We start from the raw sequence: 23,768 nt of genomic DNA, 5'->3' as shown, positions 1-23,768 counted from the left end.
GTCAGACAGCGAAGCCGTACACGCCGAAGCCAACAGTCTGAAGCAGCAATACAACGTTTAGCACAACGATAATCACTGTCGCCACGATGGCGACGAAGTCTGTCACGCGACTGTTGACGAATTCGCCCATCAGGTCGCGGCGTCGTGTGAAGAGCACCAGCGCGATCATCGGAACAGGCAACGCGAACGACAGCACGACCTGGCTCAGCACCAGCGCCTGCGTCGCGTTCACGCCGAGCGCCACCACGATGAACGCGGGCACCATCGTCACGAGCCGCCGCAACCACACGGGAATGCGAAAGCCGACGAAGCCCTGCATGATCATCTGGCCCGCCATGGTCCCGACGACGGAACTGGAAATGCCCGAGCTGATCAGCGAGATCAGGAAAATGGCGGCCGCGCCTGCGCCGAGCAGCGGCGTGAGCGTGTGATAGGCCGTTTCGATTTGCGCGACGTCGCTGTGACCCGCGTGGAACGCGGAGCTTGCCATGATGACCATGGCCATGTTCACGAGCCCGGCGATGGCGAGCGCGACTACGACTTCGCAGTTCGAAAAGCGCAGCAGCAGGCGACGCTCTCGCGTATCGCGTCCGGCGATGCGGCTTTGGGTCAGGCCGGAGTGAAGAAAGATGGCGTGCGGCATCACCGTTGCACCGACGATGCCCACCGAGATGGTCAGCGCCTCGGCGTTGGGCATCGACGGAACGATGGCGTGGAAGCCTACCTGTGCCCATGCGACCGGCGCGATGAACATCTCCACGAGATAACAAAGACCGATGACACCGACGAGCGCACCGATCACGATTTCCATCGGACGGAAGCCGTTTTTCTCGAACAGCAGAATGCCGTAGGTCGCGGCGGCCGTGATCGTCATGCCGACCATCAGCGGCAGGTTGAAGAGCAGCGACAGCGCAATCGCGCCGCCCAGAAATTCGGCGAGATCGGTCGCCATCGCGGCGATTTCGCTGACGGCCCACATCAGGTAGACGACGGGGCGCGGAAACTGCTCGCGGCACAATTCCGCGAGGTTGCGGCCCGTTACGATTCCGAGTTTGGCGGACAACGCCTGGAACAGCATCGCAACCAGGTTCGCCAGCACCACCACCCACAGCAGCGAGTAGCCGAATCGCGCGCCGGCCTGGATGTTGGTCGCGAAATTGCCGGGGTCCATGTACGCAATCGACGCGATCACCGCCGGTCCCGCAAACAGCAGCATCGAGCGAATGCCACCGCGCCGCTTGCCGGTGAGCACGTCCAGGATCGCCGTCGAGGTGCGTTCGGTGAGCGTGGTTCGGTTCGCCACCGTGTTCATCGAAGTCTCCGGGCTATGTTGGTCTTGTGCGATGGATGATGCGGGCAGCGTGAAAAGTGGTGTATCGACGGAAACATTCTGCATGGCGAATCATCTTGCCGGTAAGCGATCGCAAAACGACTCGCCCCGGCAAGAGAACCGTTGAGGCGCAAGCTTACTGGCTGCGAGCCGCCGCGCAGCGTCGCGCGACTTCCGGCCAGTTGACCACGTTGTAGAACGCCGCGATGTATTCGGGACGGCGATTCTGATACTTCAGGTAGTACGCGTGCTCCCACACATCGAGGCCGAGAATCGGCGTGTTGCCGGACATCGGGCCGGCCATCAACGGGCTGTCCTGATTGCCTGTGCTTTCGACCACCAGCTTGCCCTGCGCGTCGACGCTCAGCCATGCCCAGCCGCTGCCAAAACGTGTCAGCGCCGCTTTCGTGAAGGCATCCTTGAACGCGTCGAAACCGCCCAGATCGCTATCGATTGCCTGCCTGATCTCGCCAGTGGGATCGCCCCCGCCTTGCGGCGACATCACCTGCCAGAAAAGGCTGTGGTTCGCGTGTCCGCCGCCGTTGTTGCGTACCGCCGGTTGCAACCGCTCGGGCAGTGATTCGAGTTGTGCGACCAGCGCCTCGACCGGCAGATTCTGATAGTCGGTGCCATCTAGCGCCGCATTCAGATTGTTGACGTAGGTCTGATGGTGTTTCGAGTGGTGAATCTCCATCGTGCGGGTATCGATGTGCGGCTCGAGTGCGTCGACCGCATACGGCAGTTCGGGCAATACGTACGGCATGAGGCGGCTCCTTGCGGATTGTGAAGGATGGTCAGTGTCGGGTCGGGTTGTCTACGTTCATCGCCAGGCAGCCCGCACGGAGCGCTCGCGTAATCAGCGGATCAGGGCCGTGGCGTGACACGTGACCGATCAGCGCCATGTGTGTTTCGCGGCTGTGACGGACGGCGGCTTGCTGAAGAGCGGGGTCGCGGCTGGCATCCAGAAGGAGCGCGATTAACGCTTCGTGGACGCCGCTTAGATGCTCGGCGGCGAGATCCGGCTCGCCTTGACCGGCGTGCAGATCGGCGAGGTTATGACAGGAGACGACCAGCGCGGCTACGCAATCTTCGGCACGCCCTGGTGGAGGGCTGTCGATCAACTGGCGCGCGATTGAAAGCGCCCGTCGGTAACCGGCGAGCGCGAGCACGATCTGGCCTTCGCGTTCCGCGATGAGCGATTCGCGCGTGATGGATTCCCACAACGGCAGGCTCGGACTCGCCGAAGACGAGCCATCCTGGGTAAAGCGGTCAGTGTGCTGGTGCATGACGAAGGCTCCTGGTATGCACCCTTTGCGTGGGACTGAGCGCCTTCGTACTCGGGTTGGTGAATGATAACCATTATCATCTGGATTGGCTAGCATTGCGTGTTTAGAGCGCGTGGGTCTCCTGATCAATTACATTCGATAGATTGACCTGAACAATGGAGATCGTGATGAGCGGAAATTGGTTTTCGAAGTTTTCGAGCTACCTTTCCACGATGACGGGCAGGCCGGTCACCTTTGTCGCCGCAGCCGTGCTCGTGCTTCTATGGGCGGTCACCGGTCCGGTTTTTCATTACAGCGATACATGGCAACTCGTGATCAATACGTCGACGACGATCGTCACGTTTCTGATGGTCTTTCTGATTCAGAACACGCAGAACCGCGACACCGCAGCGATGCAGATCAAGCTGGACGAACTGATTCGCGCGATGGCGGGCGCGCACAACGCGCTGCTCGATCTGGAAGAGCTTGAGGAGAAAGATTTGAGCCGCTTCCGCAAGCATTACGAAAAACTCGCGGATGAAGCGCGCAAGGCGCTGCGCGCCGGCGGTAGCGATACGGATTCGCCGTTTGTCGATAACCGCGAAGGGAACGACTAGACGCAATAGGTTTGATCGAACCGCTATTGAAGCGGTCCGGCTGGCGTTTTTTGCGGATGCTCACGAAAAAATCGACATCAGGCGCGACCATATGCCCGTGCGGTCTCGGCCGACCTGGGTGGCTGTATTCCTATCACCGTCGATTGGCGGGTGTTCTCCGCATTCCACCGAGTGCTTGAGCACGATGAGTTCAGGCGTGATGTGCGGGAGCAGGTACATGGTCGACCTCCGTCGTCTGGCAGTGAGATCGTTGACGCAAGAATAAGGCCATGAACCAGGCCTTATTCCAGCCTGTGAGCCACGCGTTTCAGGCCCATTCGGGTGCGCCAGCGCACCCGAGTGAAACTATGGCACGGCAATCCGCGCTACGTCAGTGCGTCTGCCGCCGCACTTACCCGTTTTGCGAACAGGCAAAGCATTTCATACATCAACGTTGCGGCGACCAGCGCTGTATTGCCACTCGGATCGTACGGCGGCGAAACCTCGACGACGTCGCCGCCGACCCAGTTCAGACCGTCGAGTCCGCGCAGCAACGCCAGAGTTTCGCGCGTCGTGAGTCCACCGATTTCCGGCGTGCCTGTGCCCGGTGTGAACACCGGATCAAGTCCGTCGACATCGAGCGACAGATACACCGGCATATCGCCGACCACCCGCCGCGCTTCTTCAGCAATCGCGGCCGGTCCTAAGGCATCGAACTCTTCGATGAACACGACACGCATGCCGTTATCGAGCGAATAACGCCAGCCCTCGTCGGAATTCTGCGCACCGCGAATGCCGATCTGAATGGTGTGTTTCGGATCGAGCAAACCCGCTTCGACCGCGCGGCGGAACGGCGCACCATGCGTAAATTTCGAACCTTTGAAGCTGTCCCACGTATCGGTGTGCGCGTCGATATGGACCAGCGCGATGGGTTCTTTAGGCGCCATCGCCTGAAAGATCGGATAGGTGATCGAGTGATCGCCGCCCGCGCTCAACGCAATCTTGCCCGCCGCGAAAACGGGTTCGAAGAAGCGGCGAATGTCTTCGTGCGCACGTTCGAGATGATAGAGATCGGTGAACGGCACGTCGCCGATATCGCCGATCCGGCATGCGTCGAACGGATTGAAACGCGTCACGTGATGAGTCGAGCGCGTCAGCGTCGACATGTTGCGAATCTCGCGCGGACCATAACGCGCGCCTGGCCGCGCAGTCACGCCGCCGTCGAACGGCACGCCCGCGAGAACGATGTCCAGTGCGTTCAGGTCGGTACAGGGCGGCACACGCATGAAAGTCGGAATGCCGCTGAAACGCGGCAACTGCATCTGCGAGAGATCGGTGCCTGACACGTTGAAAGTCCTAGAAAGTAGGGGGCGTATTGATCCACAGCACGCGTGCGACGACCTTGCCCGGATTGCGATAACTGTGCGGGCGGCTACTCGGGAAGTAGAACGAGTCGCCGGTTTTCAGCAGATAGCGTTCGTCGTCGAGCGTCAGTTCGAGTTCGCCTTCGATCACATAGCCGAGTTCTTCGCCGAGGTGCGAGATCTGTTCGTCGCTGCTGGAATGCGGTTCGATGACGTGAATATCGCCTTGCAGCAGTTGACCCGGCGACGGCACGACGACGCGCTCCAGCATGATCGATCCGCGCTTGCCTTTGGTCGGAAAGCTGACCGAGGGCCGTTCGTTCGCGCGCTGCACCGGCGACGTGTTGATGTCCGGGCCGGAGACAAGCGCGGCGATATTGGTCGACAGTGCAAGCGCAAGCTTGTGCAATGTCGCGAGCGAAGGCGTTGCGTGACCGCCTTCCACTTTCGACAGCAGGCTTTCCGAACAGCCGGCCTGCTCGGCGAGCGCTTTCAGCGTCAGTTGACGCACCATCCGCGCATGTTTCAGGCGCACGCCGAGCGAGTCGGCCGGCGTGGCCTGCGATGGCGCGGCGGCAGGGCCGTGGCCGCTGCTCGTGGGGGAGGTTGTTTTTCTGGTGGCCACCGTAGCACTATCGGAAAGGTTGGGAGAGCGTCTGGCTGATTACGCGAATACCGTGAACTCGACTTCGAGCGGGTTCAGCGCGTTGATCGGAATGATATCTTGCGGGCAGGCGGACATCACCACGACGCAATCCATCATTGCCTTGATGTCGACATGATCGCCCGCTTTCGATACCGGCGGCAGCCAGTCGATCGAGTAGTCGGACTTGATCGGAATGTTCATCCACAGATTGAAAGGTTGCGGCACTTCGCGCGCGCGCAGGCCGATCGCCTTCAGCGCGAGACGCATGTTGTCCGCGCAATTGTCGTGATAGCCCTCGACGCCGAGGTTCTTGTAGCGATACAGGTCGCACGCGGCGATCATCGTGTCGTGTACACCCGGCGACGTATCGACCACCAGCTCTGCAATCGGGCGGCGATGATTCGTCACGAGCGGATCGCCCGCCTGCGGAATCACCTTGTCGATAAACGCGCGGGTATGTTCGAACGACAGGAATTCGTTCAGATGCTCCGCGTTAAAGATCCACGTATCGCAAACTTGCGTGCCATGCGGATTCGCAATGCGGATCGTCTGTCCGGCCTTCACGCGAACCGCGCGGCCACAGCGTGCGGGAACGGTGTAGGTCTTGCCGAGCTCCGGCGTACCGTCTGCGGAAATCGGTTCGTTCAGCGTCGCGTTCAGGCCGGTTTCGATGCCGTTGTCCTGCACGTGATCGTGCGAATGGTCGTGTGCGTGCGTGTGGGTGTGAAGCGTGCTCATCGTCAGTCCTTTATCAAGGTTCGTTGCAAAGCGTGGCCAGGCAGTGCGCAAGCGCGCGTGTGCCCAGCACGAGGTAATCGTCGTCGGTATGTTCGAGCGGGTTGTGACTGATGCCGTCGCGGCTTGGCACGAACAGCATCGCGGTGGGACAGTGTTGGGCCAGATACATCGCGTCGTGGAAAGCGCCGGACGTCATCGTCATCGTCGGCGCATTCAGTGCTTCGGCGGCCTCGCTCAGCCGATCAAGCAAGGCCGGCTCGAAGGCGACCGGCGCGTGGGAAAACATCGCCTCCAGGTTTGCGCGATGCCGCTGCGCGCACGAAGCGATCTGTTGATCGAAGGCGGCCAGAACGGCGTCATCGGGGTGACGGAAATCGACGGTGAACGTGACCGACGACGCAATCGTATTGATCGAATTCGGCGATACGTTCCAGCGGCCGAACGTGACGCGGGTGTTTTCCGCGCCGAGTGTTGTGGCGAACGCTTCGATCTCGGCGCGCACGTTGATCGCCAACGTCATCGCGTCGTGGCGTGCGTGCATTGGCGTGGTGCCTGCGTGCGCGGCGACGCCCTTGCATGTCACCGAATACCAGCGCACGCCCTGAATCCCGCTGACAATGCCGAGCGGAATATCCGCGAGTTCGAGTTGCGGACCTTGCTCGATATGCAACTCGATGAACGCATGCGCGGCCAGCTTTTCATCGCGGGTTGCCAGCGCTGGAAATGCATGCTTATGTGCGGTCAACGCGTCGGCGAGTGTGACGCCTTGCGCATCGCTCGCTAGCCGGTAAGTCTCGATCAAACCGGGTTCGACGAATGCGCTCGATCCCATCGCGCCCGGCTGAAAACGGGTGCCTTCCTCGTTGGTCCAGACCACCACGTCGAGCGGACGGCGCGTACGAATACCTGCATCGTTGAGTGCTTCGATGCATTCGAGTCCTGCCAGCACGCCATAACAGCCGTCGAGCTTGCCGCCGCTCGGTTGCGTGTCGGCGTGGCTGCCGGTCATGACCGGCGGGAGGTTCTCCGTGCCGGCGCGGCGGACGAACAGGTTCGCGCAGTGATCGGTGGTGACGGTGCAGCCGAGTGCGTGTGCGCGGTCGATCAGGTAGCGGCGCGCATCAAGGTCGCGCTCCGAGAGAGCGGGGCGATCCACGCCGCCGTCGGCACGCGCGCCGAAACTGGCGAGCGCTTCGACCGCGGTCAGCAATCGTGCGGGATCGACGTGAGCCGCTGTGGCGCTCGCTGCGTTGTCAATGAGATGAGCGCTCATGCGGGTCCCCGATCGGCTGTGACAATCAAAGCCGCTTCTGGCACGTTTAAACCGGTCGTGGTGGCGTTCGTGGCCCCGTTTGAGGTGGTAGGGGCAGGCGACAGGCTCCGATCGAACCACGGCTTCAAAAACTGCTGCAAACGAGGGGTGCGCGTGTTGCCGAACAGTTGCGCGGGCGGCCCGGCCTCGACAATCTGTCCGGCCTCCATGAACACGACCTTGTCGGAAATCTTGGCGGCGAAACTCATTTCGTGCGTGACCATGACCATCGTCATGCCGTCCTGCGCAAGCGAGCGGATCACGCTCAACACTTCTTCGACGAGTTCGGGGTCGAGCGCCGACGTCGGCTCGTCGAGCAGCATCACTTCAGGCTCGATAGCGAGCGCGCGCGCAATTCCCACCCGCTGTTGCTGACCGCCGCTCAGGCGAGCCGGATACGCATCCGCCTTGTGTTCGAGGCCGACACGTTGCAACGCGGACAACGCGGCACGGCGCGCTTCGTCCTTGCCGATCTTCTTCGACAACACCAGCGGCGCGGCCACATTCGCCAGCACCGTCATATGCGGCCACAAATTGAACTGCTGGAATACCATTGCAACCGGTCGACGGACTTCGGCGAGGCTCGCCTCGCTGTCGCGATCGCGCTCGGTGCGGCCGCTCGATTTATAGCCGAGCAACTGGCCTTTGATCCACACTTCGCCTTCGTCGTACGCTTCGAGAAAATTCATGCAGCGCAGCGCGGTTGTTTTGCCGGAACCGGAAGGGCCGATCAGCGTGACGATCTCGCCGCGCATCACGTCGAGGTCGATGCCTTTGAGCACGCGAGTCGCGCCATAAGACTTGCCGACCGCTTTGAGTTGAAGAATGGGGAGTGCGCTCATGACGTCTTCTGCATAAAAGGAATCAACGCGGTGGCGCGCGCAGCGACGAGTGCGACGGCCTGGGTCAGCAGCCAGTAGCAGACGATCAGCATCGCGTACGGGCCGATATACGTGTAGGTGGACGCGACGATGTCGCTCGCGGTCATCGTCAGTTCGGGCACGGTGATGATCGACGCCACCGCACTTTCCTTGATCACGAGAATCACCTGATTGGCGAGCAGCGGCACTGCGAATGCGAACGCCTGGGGCAATTCGATCGAGCGAAAAGCGGCCCATCTGCCGATACCGAATGCGCGTGCAGCTTCAATCTGACCGTGGGGAATGCTCGACCAGCCCGCGCGGAAAATCTCCGCGAAGTAGGCCGCTGCGTAGATCGACAGCGACACGACGGTGGCCTGCACGGCGGTCATCGTCAGCCCGAGTACTGGCAAGCCGAAATAGACGATCACCAGTTGCGACAGATACGGCATGCCGCGTATCAACCACACGTAGGTTTTGTACGGCGCGCTCAACGCCTTGCTGAAGCGCATCCGCAACGCGTTGAGCGCGAAGCCGCCGAGCATGCCGAGCAGCGCAGCAAGCAGGCTGACCTCGAGCGTCACGAGCATTGCGTCGGCAAAGCGCGGTATGAGAGAGAAAAATGCGTTCATAAGAATCGGCCGGTCCCTGTATCTTGTTTCGCGGATCAGACGCGCTTCGCAAGACGGCGCTCGTAGCCGTGCGCGGCGAGAGAAAGCAGTGTCGTGATAGCCAGATAAAAGCACGCAGCGAGCGTATAGACTTCGAGCGGCCGGTAACTTGACGACGCCAACTGTTGACCCACGCGCATCAGATCCGTGACGGCGATCACCGAAATCACCGCCGACGCCTTCACGATATCGATCATCTCGGACACTAGCGCAGGCAGCGTCACGGCAACCACTTGCGGGACTTCGATATGCCACAGCGTCTGACGTCGCGTGAGATTGAAGGTGCTGGCCGCTTCGATCTGGCCGCGCGGAATCGAACGGAAACCGGCGCCCAGAATTTGCGATTGATAAGCCGCGGTGTTCAACGACAAGCCGATGGCCGCGGCCACCACGCCCGGCAGCGTGATGCCGATTGCCGACGGCACGTAATAGAACACCAGCAACTGCGCGAGCACCGGTGTGCCACGAAACACGCTGACATAGACCCGCGCCGTGCGCGACATCAGCGCGCTATGGCTGACCGACATCGTGTAGATGAAGATGCCGGCGAAGAAGCCGCACAGCACCGCCACCGCCGATAGCCACAGCGTGGTCAATGCGCCGTCCAGTAACTGCGGCAGATAGCCGAGGCAGCGGGTCAGAAGGTCAGGCGTGTTCATGTCGTCTCGATGATCGGATGCGGGAGGTGGTGCTTACATCGTCGGCGCGGGCAGTGCGTCGGCGGGCACATCCATCGTCGAGCCGAACCATTTCTCCTGAAGCTTCTTCATCGTGCCGTCCTTGTTTGCGCGCGCAATGCCGTCGCTGAACAGTTTGGCGAGTGTGGCGCTGTCCGCGTCCTTGCGCACGACCCACGCGAAATAGCTCTTCGGGCCGATGGTTTGCGGCATCACCATGAATACGCCGGGGCGGGCTTTCATCAGCGGTCCGAGATTCGCGACCGATTGCGCGACCGCGTCGAGACGGCCTACCGCGAGATCCGCGTAGGCTTCGTCGAACGCGACGTATTGCTTGATCTGCTTGAGGCCGGGGCCGCCTGCGTCCTTCAGTTTCTTGTCGAGTGCGACGAGTGCCTGCAGTTGCGCGGAGCCGGTTTGCGAACCGACGATCTTGCCGTTCAGGTCGTCCGGGGTCTTGATTGCGGTCTCGTTGGTGCGCAACAGGACGCCGGTGGTGGCATCGGCAACAGGCAGCGTGAACGCGAAATGACTCGCACGATCCTTGTTGACCGTGACGGCAGTGACGACGATGTCGAAACGTTTTGCATCGAGGCCCGGCAGCAAGCCCTGGAACGGCAGGTCGAGTTGCTTGACCTTCACGTCGGGCAACGACTTCAGCACGTACTGCATCAGATCTGCGTCATAGCCGACGATCTTGCCGTTGTCGACGTATTCGAACGGCGCATAGCGCGCCTCGGTGGCGATGGTGATTTCCTTGTTGGTCTTGACGCGCGACAGTAAGTCGTTGTCCTGCGCCCAACCCGGGACCGATGCGCAAAACGCGAGTGCGCCGGTCAATGACAGTACCAGAGTGCGGAAAGGCTTATGCATGTTGCTCCCGTGCAGTTCGATGCTGTTGAAATGAGTGTGAATTAAATTCAAGTGACTTGAATGATGTTCACTATGCATGAAGCGTGCCAGTCGGTCGGGCCTGATTTAACCGCTGTCCGTGCGCTGAGAAGTGCACCGTGAGAGTGAAACGGGAGTGCGACGCGCACCCTGGGAGTGCCTGAAGCACAACGTTGGGTGGCATGAGACGCGCGCATCGCTTTTAGATGGATACGTGCAGTTCGGAGAGCGCGGGCGCATCGGATCGACGGTGTGACGTTACGTCGCAACTAACCAGTTGGTACATTTATAAAGTCGTATAAGCGGTAAAAACACTGGAAAAAGCGCGGTTTGGTCGATAAGTCTTATCTGGATTACGTCCTGGAAGGTTAATTTGCCGACCGTTATGTCCAGTAATATACGACGCTCTTTCGTCACAGTTGGACCGCCATGTCGCCGCCTATCACGCGGAACACGCTTGCCGATGCCGATCCGCGCGCTGCATCGCATGAATCTGGCGCATCGAAAAATCGCCCTCGCGCGCTGCCTGCCGCCTTCGTTTTTCTCGTGGCCGCCGCGTTGGTGTCGCTGTGCGCCGGTCGCTATCCGGTTTCAATCGCCGACATATTCGCGACCTTCACCGCGCGTCTGCATTTGCATGCGCCTCCTGAACACGCTGCGCTGCTGAACGCGGTCGTTGTCGATACGCGCCTGCCGCGCGTGTTGTGCGCGGCGCTAGTCGGCGCGGCGCTGTCCACTGCGGGCGCTACGTATCAGGCGGTATTTCGCAATCCGCTGGTGTCGCCGGGCTTGCTCGGCGTGCTGAGCGGGTCGGCATTCGGCGCGGCGCTCGGCCTCGTGCTCGGCGCGCACGGCGCGTCGGTGCAGATGTTCGCGTTTGTCGGCGGAACGCTGTCGGTCGCGATGGGACTTGGCATCGCGCGGATGCTGGGCGGTGGTGGCGTGCTGATGCTCGTACTTGGCGGACTCGTCAGCAATGCGCTGTTCTCTTCGTTGCTGTCGCTGATCAAATACGTCGCCGATCCGCTCAATCAATTGCCTGCGATCGTCTACTGGTTGCTCGGCAGTCTCGCGCAAAGCGGCTGGCCAGATCTTGCCCGGCTCGCGTTGCCGCTCGTGGCGGGCATCGCGCTGCTGTGCGTGTTTGCTCCGCTACTCGACGCCTTGACCTTGAGCGACGACGAAGCGCGCAGTCTCGGTGTGCCGGTCGGCGCGATCCGGCTCGGCGTGATTGTCGTCGCTACGTTGATATCCGCGCTGACGGTGTCGCTCGCGGGCGTGATCGGGTGGGTCGGCTTGCTGGTGCCGCACATCGCGCGCGCGATTGTCGGCGCGTCGAACCGGCGCGTGCTGCCGTTGAGCGCGGCGCTCGGCGCGGCCGGTCTGATTCTCGCGGATACGTGCGCGCGCAGCGTATCGGCGGGAGAGATTCCGCTAGGCATCGTCACCGAACTATTCGGCGCGCTGGCCTTCGTGTTCGTGTTGCGGCGGCTGCGGCAAGGGGGACTTGAATGAACGCCACCCTTGCTTGTCGCGACATCGTATATCGACGCTCGCATGCACTGATACTCGACGGCGTGAGCCTGTCGGTTCAGACGGGAGAGATCGTGTCGCTGCTCGGCGTGAATGGAGCGGGCAAGAGCACGTTGCTGCGCATCCTGCTCGGACTGTTACCCGCCGAATCGGGAACTGTCGTGCTCAATGGCACGGCGATTTCGAAGCAGCGCCGCCAAGCCATCGCGCGATGTGTCGCTTACGTGCCGCAACTCCACGTCGCACATTTTCCATACACGGTCTCGCAGATCGTGGCGCTCGGACGCGTGCCGCATCTCGGCTTGGGCCGCACATTGCGCTCCGCCGACCATGCCGCTATCGACACCGCATTGGCACGCCTCGACATCACGCATCTCGCCGCGCGCAATTACATGGCGCTGTCCGGCGGCGAGCGGCAGCGCGTGCTGCTCGCGCGCGCACTCGCGCAACAGGCACGAATTCTCGTGATGGACGAACCGTTGACCGGTCTCGACTACGGCCATCAGTTGCGCATGTTGTCGCTGCTTGCCGCACTCGCTGCGGAGGGCTACGCAATTCTGAACACGACCCATCGTCCCGAAGACGCGTTTCATGGCGCGACGCGCGCGGTGTTGCTCGAACGCGGGCGCGTCATCGCCGATGGTGCACCGCGCGACGTGATCGACGCACGTGCAATCGGCAAACTGTACGACGTCGCCGTGGATCAACTCGATGTCGAGCGATACCGCTTCTTCGTTCCAGGGCATGCCGACACAGCTGCACCGACATCTTCTCTCTCTTCTCCCGAACCTCCCCCGTGCTAATGAATCTCAAACGCCGCGCCATCGACCGGGCGCTCGCCGCCGTGTCGCTTGTCATCATGTCCGGCCATGCGTTCGCGCAAGCCGCGCCGGTTGCATCGAGCGATGCTGTCGCCGCGAACGCTTCCGAACCGGCCACAAAAAGCACAGCCGCCACAACGGTGCTTCCGACGGTGGCCGTCAGTGCCGCGCCGTCTACTGCATCCACATCCGACAGCCTGCGCGTCGATAACGCGACGTTAGGCCCGCTGGGCAAACTCGACCGGCTCGACACGCCGTACACGATCAACGTCGTGCCGCAGCATCTGATCCAGAATCAGCAACTGAAAAGCGTCGCCGATGCGTTGCGCTATCTGCCCGAAGCGCAAGGCGACGGCGCGCGTCCGCAGACGCGCGGGATTCAGGGCAGCGTCGTGCAGAACAGCCGCATCGACGGACTCAACGTGGTGTCGACGACCGACTATCCGCTCGAAGAGTTCGACCGCATCGAAGTGCTCGACGGTCTCGCCGGATCCTTATACGGGCCGGCGAATCCGGCCGGTACGTTCAACTATGTCCAGAAGCGTCCAACCGATGACCGGCTGATGCGCTTCACGCTCGGCTATAGCACGCAGAGCCGCTTTCTGCGCGGCGTCGATCTGTCGGATCGCGTCGGGCCGTCGAAAGCGATTGGCTACCGCCTCACACTGCTCGACGAAACCGGCACTGGCTATACGGATCACAGCTCGGTGCGTCGTCAGCTAGGCAGTCTCGCGCTCGATTTTCATCTGTCGCCAGACACAGTGATTGAAACCAACTTCAGCCACTATCACTATGTGACGAAGGGCTTTCCCGCGACGTTCGCACTGGCGAGCGGGGTCCATTTCCCGGCTGCGCTCGATCCGACCAACTCTGCATATGGCTCGCAAAACGCAGGTAACGACGACACCACCGACACCGGTTCGATTCGCGTGCGTCACGACTTCTCAGCGGACTGGCATCTGACCGCTGCCGTGTTGCGACAGATCGCAGATCGCGAGTCGACGGCGCCGACCAACACGCTGACCAGCAACGCGGGCGCTTACACGACGACGATCGGCACGGCGACTGCGAGCCGCTTCACGATCACGAGCAACCTGCTGTACCTGAATGGACACGTTAAAACCGGTTCTATCGATCACGCAATCAGCCTTGGTACAAGCGGTTTTACGTGGGACAACTTCAATCCGGAGGGGGGCGCGACGACGACACTCGGCACGGGCAATCTGTCGAATCCGCAATCGTTCGATCTGACCGGCGTGCCTGACTTCACGCATCGCTATCAATCGGCGCAGAGCACGCAGCAATCGTTCATGGCGGGCGACGACATCACGTTTTCGCCGTATTGGTCCGTGCTGCTGACCGGCAGCCAAAGCTGGCTGTCGACGCACAACTACAGCGTGAAAGGCGTACAGACCAGCGAATCGGCGGATCAGGGTTTGTCGGGCGCGGCGAGTCTCGTGTTCAGACCGAGCGACAATCAGAGCGTGTACGTCACCTATGCAGACAGCCTCCAGCAAGGCGACACTGCGCCGACCGGATCGACCAACGCGGGCAACATTCTCGCGCCGTATCGCAGCAAGCAATGGGAGGTGGGCTACAAGCTCGCGCTGGGCGGTGTGAATGCGTCGGTGGCGGCATTCCGCATCACGCGTCCTTATGCGTACACGCTCGCGGACGGCACCTACGGCACGGCCGGCGAACAACGCAATCGCGGCATCGAGCTGATGATGGATGGCGACGTAACGCGCGATCTCTCACTATTCGGCGGCGTGACCTGGCTCGACCCGCGTCTGTTCGATACCGGCTCTGCGTCGACGGAAGGCAAGCGCATTGTCGGCCTGCCGGAGTTCGCGCTGAACCTGCTCGCCGAATATAAAGTGCCGCAAGTGCCGGGTCTTTTCACCGACTTCAACGCGCATTTCATCGGCTCGCGTCCCACCGATAACGCCGACGTCTACTCGGTCGGCTCGTATGCGACCTTCGATGTCGGCGTCGGTTATCTGACGAAGATCTACCATCGCGCGGTCACGTTCCGTCTCGCTGTCGACAATCTGACCAATCGCAGTTACTGGACCAACATCGTGCCGGGCGGCCTGAATGGCTACACGGGCGCGGGTAACGCGAGCGCGTCGCTCGGTGCGCCGCGCACGGTGTCGGCGTCGGTGCAATTCGATCTGTGAGGGCGCATTCATGACGCGAGGCTGGCGATTTTTTCAGCGATGGACAGCGAGTGCGCTGATATCCGCCACGCTGGGTTTGAGCGGTACGCACGCTGCTTTCGCCCAACCCAAAACCCATATCGCCGATGCGTGGTACGCGCATAACGCGGTGTTGCTGATGCTTGGCGCGGCCAGCAACGTGGTCGCGACTGTCGCGCGTTCGTCGGCGTTCCCGTGGATGTATCGCGTGGCGCCCGGTCTTTCGCATGCTGAAGCAGTGGACGGCGCGACGATGAACGGCGAGGAACTGCTGCGCCTCGATACCGATGTCGTCTTTACGACGACCGCCGATCCGTCGATCGATGCATTGCGGCGCACCGGTCTCGACGTCGTGCCGGTCAACTTCACCGACTTCGACTCGATGCTCGCGTGCATCGACCTGACGGCGCGCACGCTCGATACACCGCTCGCGATGCAACGGGCGGCGGGCTATCGGCGTTATTTGCAGCAAACGCTTGCCGACACCGCGAAATCGCTCGGCGATCTGCCTGCGCAAAACCGGCCGCGCGTGCTGCATGTCGCGTCGATCAACCCTTTGAAGGTGGACGGCGCGGATACGATCGTCGATCAGTGGATTCAGGCTGCCGGTGGCCGCAACGCCGCCGATGGCCTGCGCGGCAACCTGAAGCCGGTATCGATCGAACAGGTGCTGGCGTGGCACCCGGATATCGTGGTTCTGGCGGCGAATGCGGGCGCTATCGACGATTCGCCGCAACATGCGCTGTGGGACACGCTGGACGCAGTGCGCGACAAGCATGTCTATCGCAATCCAGCAGGCGTTTTTCCGTGGGACCGCTATGGTCCCGAAGTCGCTTTGCAGGTTCGCTGGGCGACGCAGATGTTTCATCCTGAGCGTGCGCAACATGACGATCTGGTTGCGCTGACACGTCAGTTCTATGCGGCTTTTTTCAGCTACGCGTTATCGGAAAAAGACGCGCGGCGAATGCTCGCAGGCCTGCCGCCCGAAGCCGAACGCGGCGGTCACGCGCGATGACATGACGGCAGGGCGGCCGGCGTAGCGGCCTATTCGATCTCGACCACGACTTTCGCACGCGCGCCGCCGCTCGTGACGAGTTCGTAGGCCGCTTCCGCCTTCTCGCTCCTGTATTCAACGTGCTTTATCGCGCAACCGCATCTACGAGCGCCGCGACACCGCTGACCGGTTTCATAAGATCGCCGGGGAGCGCGTGGCGCTCGCGGAGGTAGTCGGTCGAGTTGAACGACAGCCACGCGCGGCTGTCCGCGTCCTCCCAGACGAGCACCTTGAGCGGGAGATCCAGCGCGGCCGTTGGCGCGTATTGCATCAGCGGCGTACCGGCTTTCGGGTTGCCGAAGATCACAAGCTGGCTGAACGGCAGCGCAAGCCCTGCTCGCCCGGCGTCGCCGCTGAAATCGATGCAGGCGAACAGCGTCAGCCCCCGCTCGCGGATCAATGCCTGAAAGCGCTCGACGGTAGTGGCGCCCGAATGCGCGCTTGCCACGGTGACGACGCCGTTATCGGCGCTTCCTGCATTTGGCGCGATGATCATCTTGATTCCCATGAGGGCAGGGTGCGCTTGTAGCGTCGCGGAAAGAGTGCTGGCGGGCAGCGCGTTCACCGTGGCGCAGCATCCTGATGAAGTGAACGTCCGTCCAGTTTAGGCGTTCCCGCGCTGACAGGGGGCCGATTGTGCGGCCATTTCCGTGCCTGCCAACGGGCCGGCCTACGCCGGGCTTTCAAACCTAAACCTTCAACCCCTCACCCAACTCCAGCGCAATGAAATCGACGAACGCGCGTATCCGGTTCGACATCTGATGCCGCTGCGAGTAGACCGCGAAGATGTCGGCGTTCGGCGTTTCGTGATCGGGCAACACCTGCACCAGTCGTCCATCGGCGAGATATTCGTTGATGTCCCACTCCGCGCGCAGCAGGATGCCGTGTCCTTCCAGCGCCCATTTGACGGCGATCTCGCCGTCGTTGGTCGTCAGCGTTCCGTTGATGCGCACGGCTTCCGTCTTGCGTGCCGCACCACGCCCGGAACTCAGACGCCACACGCCGTAGGCTTCATCCCCTTGCCGGATGCCGATGCAGTTATGCCGTGTCAGATCATGCGCGCTCAGCGGCACGCCGCGTGCGGCCAGGTAGGACGGCGCGGCGCACAGCAGCCTTCGATTCGGCGCCAGACGCCGTGCGACGACACGCGTATCGGGCGGCTCGCCGAAGCGGATGCAGACGTCGAACGTATCGTCGGTCAACGGCGGCGGGGTCACCGAGAGTTGGAGCTGAACGGAAACATCGGGAAAGCGCGCGACGAAGCGTGAGACGGCGGGCGCGACGTGGCTGCGGCCGAAGCCGAGAGTCGAGTTGACGCGCAGCAAACCCTTCGGGCTTTTCTTCGCGCTGCCGAGCAGCTCGGCCAGGCTGTCGATTTCATCGAGAATGCGCCGCGCGTGTTCGAGATACAACTCGCCCTCGGGCGTCAGCATCATCCGGCGCGTGGTGCGGTTGATCAGCGCCACGCCCGCGCGCGATTCCATCTGCGTCAGCCTTTTGCTGACCGCCGCCGCCGTCAGCCCCAGCTCGCGGGCGGCAGCGCTCAGGCTGCCGGACGATGCCAGCGTCGAAAAGAAGCTCAGGTCGGCCGCCTGGACAGTATCGCGCATCGGCTGATTGGTGAATAAAAGTTAAAGATGCTTTGAGTTTAGCACCGGTTTTTTCCTCCGAACGTGGGTAGAGTTCATTCACACCGATTAAACGAGAAGGAACGGAGACATGAAAACCTATCGCATCGCAACCATCCCCGGCGACGGCATCGGCAAGGAAGTCGTCCCGGCCGGTCAGCAGGTGCTGGCGGCACTCGCCAGCACCTCCAACGCGTTCGCCTTCGAGTTCGAAAACTTCGACTGGGGCGGCGACTACTACCGCAAACACGGCGTGATGATGCCGGCCGATGGGCTGGATGCGATCCGCGACAAGGACGCGATCCTGTTCGGTTCGGCGGGCGACCCGGATATTCCCGATCACATCACGCTGTGGGGCCTGCGCCTGAAAATCTGCCAGGGGTTCGATCAGTACGCGAACGTGCGTCCGACGCGCATCCTGCCGGGCATCGACGCACCGTTGAAGCGTTGCGCGCCCGAAGACCTCAATTGGGTGATCGTCCGCGAAAACTCGGAAGGCGAGTATGCGGGGGTCGGCGGCCGTGTGCATCAGGGGCATCCTATTGAAGCGGCAACCGACGTGTCGATGATGACGCGCGCCGGGGTCGAACGGATCATGCGCTTCGCGTTCCGGCTCGCGCAGTCGCGCCCGCGCAAACTGCTGACCGTCATCACGAAGAGCAATGCGCAACGTCACGCCATGGTGATGTGGGACGAGATCGCCGTGCAGGTGTCGAAAGAGTTCCCGGACGTCAAATGGGACAAGGAACTGGTGGATGCATCGACGGCCCGCATGATCAATCGTCCCGCGAGCCTCGATACGATCGTCGCCACCAATCTTCACGCCGATATCCTGAGCGACCTCGCTGCCGCGCTCGCGGGCAGCCTCGGTATTGCGCCGACCGGCAACATCGACCCGGAACGCCGCTTTCCGTCGATGTTCGAGCCGATCCACGGCTCTGCTTTCGACATCATGGGGAAGGGGCTTGCCAATCCGGTCGGCACGTTCTGGTCGGTCGTCATGCTGCTCGAACATCTCGGTGAATTCGATGCGGCAAAGCGCGTGATGCAGGCCGTCGAAGCCGTGACGGCCGATACTTCTCTGCATACGCGGGATCTCGGCGGCAACGCCACTACGGCCGATGTGACCACTGCTGTCTGCGCGCTTCTCGGCAAAGCGGTCGCGCAACCGGCGCGTGCTGCCTAAGCGTGCGTGAAGCGGGCTCTCGTTTGAAAACACCTGAAAAAGCAGGGGTTTTCGGATAACGCCGGCGAATGACGAACGACGAATCCGACAGGCGCCGCTCGCAATGCGCGGCCTGTCCCAACTCGTCCGCGCAATAACAACAAGGTGGGAGACACGACCTGGTCAATCAATGTAACGACGTATCGACAGAGCTGGATTGACCGGCCCAGATACGCGACGCGTTCTCGCTGTTTCAGGCAGGGCATGGCCCAACCTCCCAGGAGGAGACAATGATTTCAGAACTCGAAAACCGGGTGTCCCGCAAGCTCATGTTGCGGATCATCCCGTTTGTGATGCTGCTTTATTTCGTGAGTTTTCTGGACCGCGTAAATGTCGGTTTCGCGGCAATGACGATGAACAAGGCCATCGGCCTGTCACCGACAGCATTCGGTCTTGGCGGCGGATTGTTTTTTATCGGCTACTTCCTGTTCGAAGTGCCGTCGAACCTCATTCTTCACAAGGTGGGCGCGCGCAGGTGGATAGCGCGTGTGATGATTTCGTGGGGCATCGTGTCGGCAGCGTCTGCATTCGTCGTCGGGCCGACCAGCTTCTATACGCTACGGTTTATTCTGGGTGTCGCAGAGGCAGGCTTTTTCCCCGGCATCATCCTTTATCTGAACCTGTGGTTTCCGAGCCGGCAACGCGCTGTGGCTGCTGCGTGGTTTATGGCGGCTGCACCGATCTCGACTGCGATCGGTTCGCCGCTTTCCGGCGCGATCATGAAATTGCCGCCTATCGCCGGACTCCACGACTGGCAGATGCTCTACATTCTCGAAGCGGTTCCCGCCATCATTCTTGGCTTTGTCGTGCTCAAGTACATGACGGACGCACCGGCGAAGGCGCATTGGCTCCAGCCGGACGAACGTGAATGGCTGATCGCCAGGCTGAAAGTCGAAGCCGAAGAAAAGCACTCGCACGCCGGACATACCGCAGGCGCACTCAGCGCATTACGCGACCCGCGTGTTCTCGCGCTTGCGCTGATTTACTTCGGGACCTCGGCGGGTCTTTATACGTTGGGTCTCTGGGCGCCGCTGATCATTCGTCAGTATGGCTTCGGATCGTTCGAAACCGGTTTGCTTGCCGGTGTTCCCAGCGTTCTCGCGGTGGTAGCGATGATTGCCTGGGCACGGCATTCGGACCGCTCGCAGGAAAGAACGTGGCATGTGGTCATTCCCTGCGTGGTGGCGTTCGTCGGCTTCGCGCTGGCGGGCGGCGCGAGCAGCGCGCTGATGATCATCGTCGCGCTCGTGATCGTGAACATCGGGATCAGCTCTGCCAAAGCGCCGCTGTGGGCGATGCCGAGCATGTTTCTGTCGGGTGCCGGCGCGGCGGCGGGCATTGCGATGATCAACTCCGTCGGGAATCTCGGCGGGTTCGTCGGGCCATTCGTGATCGGCTGGCTCAAGAACGTCACCGGCGGCTATTCAGCGGGACTGTATGTGGTGGGCGCGACACTCGGCGTATCCGCAATCGTCACGTTGATGTTGAGCCGCCAGGCCAGGCAGACACCGATTGCAGTAGAAGAACGGCACGGGCATTAGAAACTACCGCGTATTCCTGCATGCAAGTGGAAAGAAATGCCTGCATGCAGGGGGCGCGTTTTATTGTTATCGAGTCACTACCGCCGGCGACCGTGCGACGCCCGCGCGTCTCTTCCAGAGTTCTCAGGTTATCAAAGCCATCGCGCGCATAGAGCCAACGCCTCTATTTCCCGCGACAGAATCAGCTTCCTTTCACGCACGAAGCCTTACGTTTCGTAATGCTTTATCGCCTTGCTTAGTGAGCCTTACCGTACAGAGCGCACGATTTCTCACTGTAATAGTGACGGGCCGCACGACGAACCGGGCACCCCGTTACAGGGTGCCCGACGCCACACGCCAAGACGTGAACGCGAATGGAAGCGAGGTGATAATGGGATCTGCAAGTGCTCGTCGAATGCTCACGCAGTCCGGGGAAATTCGTCCAATGACGGGAGTGCGCGGTATTGCGGCTTTGTCGGTCGTATTTCGACACTTCTATGTGCAGCCGGATACCGTCGGAAATCCATTGCAGCATGCTTATCTTGCTGTCGATATGTTCTTCATGCTGAGCGGCCTGGTGCTGGCGCTCAACTATGCATCGACGGTGACGCTCGGTGCAGGACGTCAGCCGTATTTCGCTTTTATCCAGAAGCGCATTGCGCGCGTGTTTCCGCTTTATCTTTTCGTGACGGTCGTGAAGACGGCCTACGATCTGAGCAAGCACATCGGTCTCGGACTCGCGATGCCCGACACGTGGACACTGAAAGCGATGATCGCCAATGTGTTCCTCGTTCAGGCGTGGGGATTCTCGGAGAGTGCCGTTGGCCCTGCGTGGTCGCTGAGTACCGAATTGGGCGCCTACGTCCTGTTCCCGGTTCTGGTCGCACTGACGATACAAAGCCAGACAGCGCTGGCCTGGGTCGTCGCTATGCTGAGCGGCGCGCTTCTTCTGGCCGCCGCAATCGGCAACAGCGATTGCACCGTGTGCACAGGCTATCTCGACATTTTCCATGGATACACGCCTTATCCGCTGATGCGATGTGTGGCGGGCTTCACGTTCGGCCTGATCGGCTACCGGCTCATGCACACGCCGCTATTGCGCGCGATTGCGTCGGCCAATCTGTTCGCTGTCTTGTCCGTATTGGGCACGCTGGCCGCCTATTTAGCGGGCCTTCCCGACCTGATTATCTACGCGTTATTGTTTGCGACGGTGATGGCGTGTTTCGGCAATTCAAAGGCTGCAAATGCGATGTTCGGCAATCGTGCAGTATTTTTCCTCGGCCAGATTTCCTTTTCCATCTATCTGGTTCACATCCTTCTTGCACCGGTGATGAAACGGGCCATGGTACTTTCCGATGCGCATCTGGGCGGCCTCTCCGTCGTCGTGTCCGCATCGTTCGCGTTTGCACTGGTGATTGCGTGTTCGGCGGCGTCCTACTATCTGGTAGAAATGCCGGGGAGACGGCTCGCATTGAGGTTGATGTCGGGCAGAAAGAACCACAACCCTGTGACCATAATCACCTCCATCAAAGAGACCGATGCCGCCTGATAACCGATGCCGCCGCTCCGCGCAATCCGCTCCATGTCACATTCCCCATTCCGCACCGGATCCCGGGTCCTATACCGGGTCATATCCATTGGGCATTGAATTCTGGAATCCATCGCAGGTGACCCGGTGGCAGCTTTTTTTGCGGTTTTTTGCGCACCATCAGGCAAATCCATCCGCAACGCCTGTAACGTCTGCTTCGAGCAAGTCTTCGAAAAAATTGTTTACCAGAAAATCAATTTTTACCGCATGTTAATGTTGCGCAAGGGGAGTTGGCGTACATGGTTCATTCCGAATTTGGCATAGTTCAAGATTGAACTTGTTGGTGTTACACTGCCATTCGCCAAAGCCTCTCTGGCATAGGGTTTGGATGTTTTCAAGTGCAATCCGATCTGAATCGCATCAACGGCCCTACACAATGCCGTGTGCGCGGCGGCCATTCACGGGACCTCATCCGAACACCCAACTGCGTTTTTCCAGATTCCTCAGGTTCTTATACCGTGTACTCTCAAACGCAAATCGACCCGGTAGTCAGTTTTCGCAATTCGCAGCGCGAACAGGTTCGTGGCACGATCATTAACCTCCAGAGAAAATCTTTGGTAATGGAGGTCTATAACCCCTATTCCATTGTCCAGGTCAGTGAGGTACTCAGCGACCTGAGCGTGCGGATGGGTGCCAGGAATGCCTACCTCGGCAAGGCCGTCGTGGTCAGTCTGGTGAATACCGGTCTCACCGCGGTCGTTTCGCTGGCGCTGATCGACGAATGGCGCGAGCTGAGCGTTCTTTCCAACGAATCCAGATCGGTCGGCCGGGAAGCGGAACTCTTTGTCACCGACTGGGACGCGCGCTTCAACATCCGCCGCGACTACCAGATCGTGGTCAACGAGATGCGCGCGTTCCTGTCGGAAGTGTCGCGCTGGGTCGAGCAGGTCGATCTGACCGAAAGCCTGCCGAAGACCGATGGCAAGCTGCGCGAAGATCTGTTCTACGAACTCGCCACGCCAATCATGCACAAGGTCAAGTCATACCTTGTGCGTCTGGAAGAAGAGGCCGAGCGCGTCGATGTCGAGATCGCACCCGTGCATCGGACCTATGCGCAAGCGGCGCTTCATCCGTTGCTGCTTCGTGCGCCGTTTGTCTACCGGACCTTTACGAAGCCGCTCGGCTACGCCGGCGACTACGAGATGGTCAATCAGATCCTGAACGACCCGCAGCAAGGACCGACCACCTACTTCCAGATCGTCAATACGGCGTTTCTCAAAGCCGCCGTGGCGACCGCGCACCGTAACCGGATCACGCTGCTGATCGACTTCCTGACGCGCCAGGCCGAAGCCGCTCGCGTTGCCGGCAGACCGTTCCGCATTCTCAACGTCGGCTGCGGGCCGGCTTTCGAGATTCAGCGCTTCGTGCGCGAATACGCGCGGCCCGATCTGCTGTCGTTCCAGCTGGTCGACTTCAGCGAAGAGACGCTGGCTTTTACTAAAGACGCCATCGAGCGCTCGGCGGCTGAAGCCGGGCACAAGGTCGTGGTGGAAACCGTGCACCAGTCGGTACACGACCTGCTCAAACGCAAGATCACGCCCGACGCATCGTTGCGGGAATTCGACGCGGTGTACTGCGCGGGTCTGTTCGACTATCTGTCGGACAAGGTCTGCGCGCGCCTGCTCAGCTATTTCGCTTCGCGCACGCGGCCCGGCGGCAAGTTGCTCGTCACCAACGTGCACTCGGCGAATCCCGAGAAGTTCGGCATGGAGCATCTGCTCGAGTGGTACCTGATCTACCGGAACGAGAGCGGCATGGAATCGCTGTTGCCTGAACAGTCCGACGGACACAAGCTCTACGTCGACGAGACTGGGGTGAATGTGTTCGCAGAAGCCACGATCCTCTGAACGT

Annotated in this window: 22 protein-coding genes; 9 read left to right on the top strand and 13 right to left on the bottom strand. The window is 61.0% G+C overall.

Annotated elements, in window-relative coordinates:
• Window position 1 precedes the first annotated feature (1 nt).
• From BLS41_RS31435 to BLS41_RS31425, 3 genes are all read right to left on the bottom strand, one after another.
• Entirely contained in the window at window positions 2–1,312 is a 1,311-nt protein-coding gene (locus tag BLS41_RS31435; protein WP_074771594.1) for an Nramp family divalent metal transporter, read from the bottom strand.
• Between the two features lie 154 nt (window positions 1,313–1,466).
• Window positions 1,467–2,093 carry a superoxide dismutase gene (locus tag BLS41_RS31430; RefSeq protein ID WP_074771593.1) on the bottom strand — a complete coding sequence of 209 codons (627 nt, stop codon included), beginning with the start codon at window positions 2,091–2,093 and terminating at the stop codon, window positions 1,467–1,469.
• A 31-nt stretch (window positions 2,094–2,124) separates the two neighbouring features.
• Entirely contained in the window at window positions 2,125–2,616 is a 492-nt protein-coding gene (locus BLS41_RS31425; RefSeq protein ID WP_074771592.1) for a DUF2753 family protein, read from the bottom strand.
• Between the two features lie 167 nt (window positions 2,617–2,783).
• Here BLS41_RS31425 and BLS41_RS31420 point away from each other — a divergent pair, with 167 nt between their 5' ends.
• Window positions 2,784–3,212, top strand: a complete 429-nt coding sequence (locus BLS41_RS31420) for a low affinity iron permease family protein (protein ID WP_171910360.1) — start codon at window positions 2,784–2,786, stop codon at window positions 3,210–3,212.
• Between the two features lie 365 nt (window positions 3,213–3,577).
• On the opposite strand, the gene speB is transcribed toward BLS41_RS31420, so the two are convergent.
• The 8 genes from speB to BLS41_RS31380 form a co-directional block, all read right to left on the bottom strand.
• Window positions 3,578–4,537 carry an agmatinase gene (gene speB / locus BLS41_RS31415; RefSeq protein ID WP_074771591.1) on the bottom strand — a complete coding sequence of 320 codons (960 nt, stop codon included), beginning with the start codon at window positions 4,535–4,537 and terminating at the stop codon, window positions 3,578–3,580.
• Between the two features lie 10 nt (window positions 4,538–4,547).
• A complete protein-coding gene (locus BLS41_RS31410) occupies window positions 4,548–5,069 on the bottom strand; it encodes a helix-turn-helix domain-containing protein (protein ID WP_253189896.1) in 522 nt (173 codons plus the stop codon).
• A gap of 150 nt (window positions 5,070–5,219) precedes the next feature.
• On the bottom strand, window positions 5,220–5,939 hold the full coding sequence (locus tag BLS41_RS31405; RefSeq protein WP_074771589.1) for a DUF1989 domain-containing protein: 720 nt from the start codon (window positions 5,937–5,939) through the stop codon (window positions 5,220–5,222).
• Window positions 5,940–5,952: 13 nt separating this feature from the next.
• Window positions 5,953–7,212, bottom strand: a complete 1,260-nt coding sequence (locus tag BLS41_RS31400) for a M20 family metallo-hydrolase (protein WP_074771588.1) — start codon at window positions 7,210–7,212, stop codon at window positions 5,953–5,955.
• On the bottom strand, window positions 7,209–8,093 hold the full coding sequence (locus tag BLS41_RS31395; protein WP_083380181.1) for an amino acid ABC transporter ATP-binding protein: 885 nt from the start codon (window positions 8,091–8,093) through the stop codon (window positions 7,209–7,211). The genes BLS41_RS31400 and BLS41_RS31395 overlap by 4 nt, the downstream gene beginning before the upstream one ends.
• Entirely contained in the window at window positions 8,090–8,743 is a 654-nt protein-coding gene (locus BLS41_RS31390; protein ID WP_074771587.1) for an amino acid ABC transporter permease, read from the bottom strand. Before BLS41_RS31390 ends, BLS41_RS31395 begins: the two co-directional genes overlap by 4 nt.
• A 35-nt stretch (window positions 8,744–8,778) precedes the next feature.
• Window positions 8,779–9,441 (bottom strand): amino acid ABC transporter permease, encoded by a 663-nt coding sequence (locus BLS41_RS31385; protein WP_074771586.1) that lies wholly within the window; start codon window positions 9,439–9,441, stop codon window positions 8,779–8,781.
• Window positions 9,442–9,474: 33 nt separating this feature from the next.
• A complete protein-coding gene (locus tag BLS41_RS31380; RefSeq protein ID WP_074771585.1) occupies window positions 9,475–10,332 on the bottom strand; it encodes a transporter substrate-binding domain-containing protein in 858 nt (285 codons plus the stop codon).
• 447 nt (window positions 10,333–10,779) lie between these two features.
• Here BLS41_RS31380 and BLS41_RS31375 point away from each other — a divergent pair, with 447 nt between their 5' ends.
• From BLS41_RS31375 to BLS41_RS31360, 4 genes are read left to right on the top strand one after another with little or no spacing between them, the layout of a single operon-like run.
• Window positions 10,780–11,865, top strand: coding sequence for a FecCD family ABC transporter permease (locus BLS41_RS31375; RefSeq protein ID WP_083380180.1), 1,086 nt, complete (start codon window positions 10,780–10,782; stop codon window positions 11,863–11,865).
• On the top strand, window positions 11,862–12,686 hold the full coding sequence (locus BLS41_RS31370; RefSeq protein WP_074771584.1) for an ABC transporter ATP-binding protein: 825 nt from the start codon (window positions 11,862–11,864) through the stop codon (window positions 12,684–12,686). Before BLS41_RS31375 ends, BLS41_RS31370 begins: the two co-directional genes overlap by 4 nt.
• Window positions 12,686–14,884, top strand: a complete 2,199-nt coding sequence (locus tag BLS41_RS31365) for a TonB-dependent receptor (RefSeq protein WP_216350635.1) — start codon at window positions 12,686–12,688, stop codon at window positions 14,882–14,884. The genes BLS41_RS31370 and BLS41_RS31365 overlap by 1 nt, the downstream gene beginning before the upstream one ends.
• Window positions 14,885–14,894: 10 nt before the next feature.
• Complete coding sequence (locus BLS41_RS31360; RefSeq protein WP_171910359.1) at window positions 14,895–15,917, top strand: ABC transporter substrate-binding protein; 1,023 nt, start codon at window positions 14,895–14,897, stop codon at window positions 15,915–15,917.
• Window positions 15,918–16,041: 124 nt separating this feature from the next.
• Here the strand turns inward: BLS41_RS31360 and BLS41_RS31355 are convergent, their stop codons facing one another.
• Both BLS41_RS31355 and BLS41_RS31350 read right to left on the bottom strand, forming a co-directional pair.
• Window positions 16,042–16,521 (bottom strand): DUF302 domain-containing protein, encoded by a 480-nt coding sequence (locus tag BLS41_RS31355; RefSeq protein WP_253189852.1) that lies wholly within the window; start codon window positions 16,519–16,521, stop codon window positions 16,042–16,044.
• Window positions 16,522–16,645: 124 nt separating this feature from the next.
• Window positions 16,646–17,566, bottom strand: a complete 921-nt coding sequence (locus tag BLS41_RS31350; RefSeq protein WP_074771583.1) for a LysR substrate-binding domain-containing protein — start codon at window positions 17,564–17,566, stop codon at window positions 16,646–16,648.
• Between the two features lie 109 nt (window positions 17,567–17,675).
• Between BLS41_RS31350 and BLS41_RS31345 the strand changes: the two genes are divergently transcribed.
• The 4 genes from BLS41_RS31345 (at window position 17,676) to BLS41_RS31330 (ending at window position 23,764) form a co-directional block, all read left to right on the top strand.
• On the top strand, window positions 17,676–18,770 hold the full coding sequence (locus BLS41_RS31345; RefSeq protein ID WP_074771582.1) for a tartrate dehydrogenase: 1,095 nt from the start codon (window positions 17,676–17,678) through the stop codon (window positions 18,768–18,770).
• A 269-nt stretch (window positions 18,771–19,039) separates the two neighbouring features.
• Window positions 19,040–20,350, top strand: a complete 1,311-nt coding sequence (locus tag BLS41_RS31340; protein WP_074771581.1) for an MFS transporter — start codon at window positions 19,040–19,042, stop codon at window positions 20,348–20,350.
• Window positions 20,351–20,774: 424 nt separating this feature from the next.
• Window positions 20,775–21,878 (top strand): acyltransferase family protein, encoded by a 1,104-nt coding sequence (locus BLS41_RS31335; protein WP_074771580.1) that lies wholly within the window; start codon window positions 20,775–20,777, stop codon window positions 21,876–21,878.
• A 497-nt stretch (window positions 21,879–22,375) separates the two neighbouring features.
• Window positions 22,376–23,764, top strand: coding sequence for a class I SAM-dependent methyltransferase (locus BLS41_RS31330; RefSeq protein WP_074771579.1), 1,389 nt, complete (start codon window positions 22,376–22,378; stop codon window positions 23,762–23,764).
• Window positions 23,765–23,768: the final 4 nt, after the last annotated feature.

This window comes from Paraburkholderia fungorum, from assembly GCF_900099835.1.
In the GTDB taxonomy this organism is placed as follows: domain Bacteria; phylum Pseudomonadota; class Gammaproteobacteria; order Burkholderiales; family Burkholderiaceae; genus Paraburkholderia; species Paraburkholderia fungorum_A.
Note: the sequence above shows the minus strand (reverse complement) of the source record. Positions and strands in the feature narration are given on the sequence as shown.

What these genes read in the sequence shown, in the direction of transcription:
- BLS41_RS31340 (WP_074771581.1), top strand. Translation starts at nt 19,040, where the DNA reads ATGATTTCAGAACTCGAAAACCGGGTGTCCCGCAAGCTCATGTTGCGG.
- BLS41_RS31420 (WP_171910360.1), top strand. Translation starts at nt 2,784, where the DNA reads ATGAGCGGAAATTGGTTTTCGAAGTTTTCGAGCTACCTTTCCACGATG.
- BLS41_RS31380 (WP_074771585.1), bottom strand. Translation starts at nt 10,332, where the DNA reads ATGCATAAGCCTTTCCGCACTCTGGTACTGTCATTGACCGGCGCACTC.
- BLS41_RS31395 (WP_083380181.1), bottom strand. Translation starts at nt 8,093, where the DNA reads ATGAGCGCACTCCCCATTCTTCAACTCAAAGCGGTCGGCAAGTCTTAT.
- BLS41_RS31425 (WP_074771592.1), bottom strand. Translation starts at nt 2,616, where the DNA reads ATGCACCAGCACACTGACCGCTTTACCCAGGATGGCTCGTCTTCGGCG.
- BLS41_RS31350 (WP_074771583.1), bottom strand. Translation starts at nt 17,566, where the DNA reads ATGCGCGATACTGTCCAGGCGGCCGACCTGAGCTTCTTTTCGACGCTG.
- BLS41_RS31335 (WP_074771580.1), top strand. Translation starts at nt 20,775, where the DNA reads ATGACGGGAGTGCGCGGTATTGCGGCTTTGTCGGTCGTATTTCGACAC.
- BLS41_RS31435 (WP_074771594.1), bottom strand. Translation starts at nt 1,312, where the DNA reads ATGAACACGGTGGCGAACCGAACCACGCTCACCGAACGCACCTCGACG.
- BLS41_RS31390 (WP_074771587.1), bottom strand. Translation starts at nt 8,743, where the DNA reads ATGAACGCATTTTTCTCTCTCATACCGCGCTTTGCCGACGCAATGCTC.
- BLS41_RS31345 (WP_074771582.1), top strand. Translation starts at nt 17,676, where the DNA reads ATGAAAACCTATCGCATCGCAACCATCCCCGGCGACGGCATCGGCAAG.
- BLS41_RS31375 (WP_083380180.1), top strand. Translation starts at nt 10,780, where the DNA reads ATGTCGCCGCCTATCACGCGGAACACGCTTGCCGATGCCGATCCGCGC.
- BLS41_RS31365 (WP_216350635.1), top strand. Translation starts at nt 12,686, where the DNA reads ATGAATCTCAAACGCCGCGCCATCGACCGGGCGCTCGCCGCCGTGTCG.
- BLS41_RS31400 (WP_074771588.1), bottom strand. Translation starts at nt 7,212, where the DNA reads ATGAGCGCTCATCTCATTGACAACGCAGCGAGCGCCACAGCGGCTCAC.
- BLS41_RS31370 (WP_074771584.1), top strand. Translation starts at nt 11,862, where the DNA reads ATGAACGCCACCCTTGCTTGTCGCGACATCGTATATCGACGCTCGCAT.
- BLS41_RS31405 (WP_074771589.1), bottom strand. Translation starts at nt 5,939, where the DNA reads ATGAGCACGCTTCACACCCACACGCACGCACACGACCATTCGCACGAT.
- BLS41_RS31410 (WP_253189896.1), bottom strand. Translation starts at nt 5,069, where the DNA reads ATGGTGCGTCAACTGACGCTGAAAGCGCTCGCCGAGCAGGCCGGCTGT.
- BLS41_RS31360 (WP_171910359.1), top strand. Translation starts at nt 14,895, where the DNA reads ATGACGCGAGGCTGGCGATTTTTTCAGCGATGGACAGCGAGTGCGCTG.
- BLS41_RS31385 (WP_074771586.1), bottom strand. Translation starts at nt 9,441, where the DNA reads ATGAACACGCCTGACCTTCTGACCCGCTGCCTCGGCTATCTGCCGCAG.
- BLS41_RS31430 (WP_074771593.1), bottom strand. Translation starts at nt 2,093, where the DNA reads ATGCCGTACGTATTGCCCGAACTGCCGTATGCGGTCGACGCACTCGAG.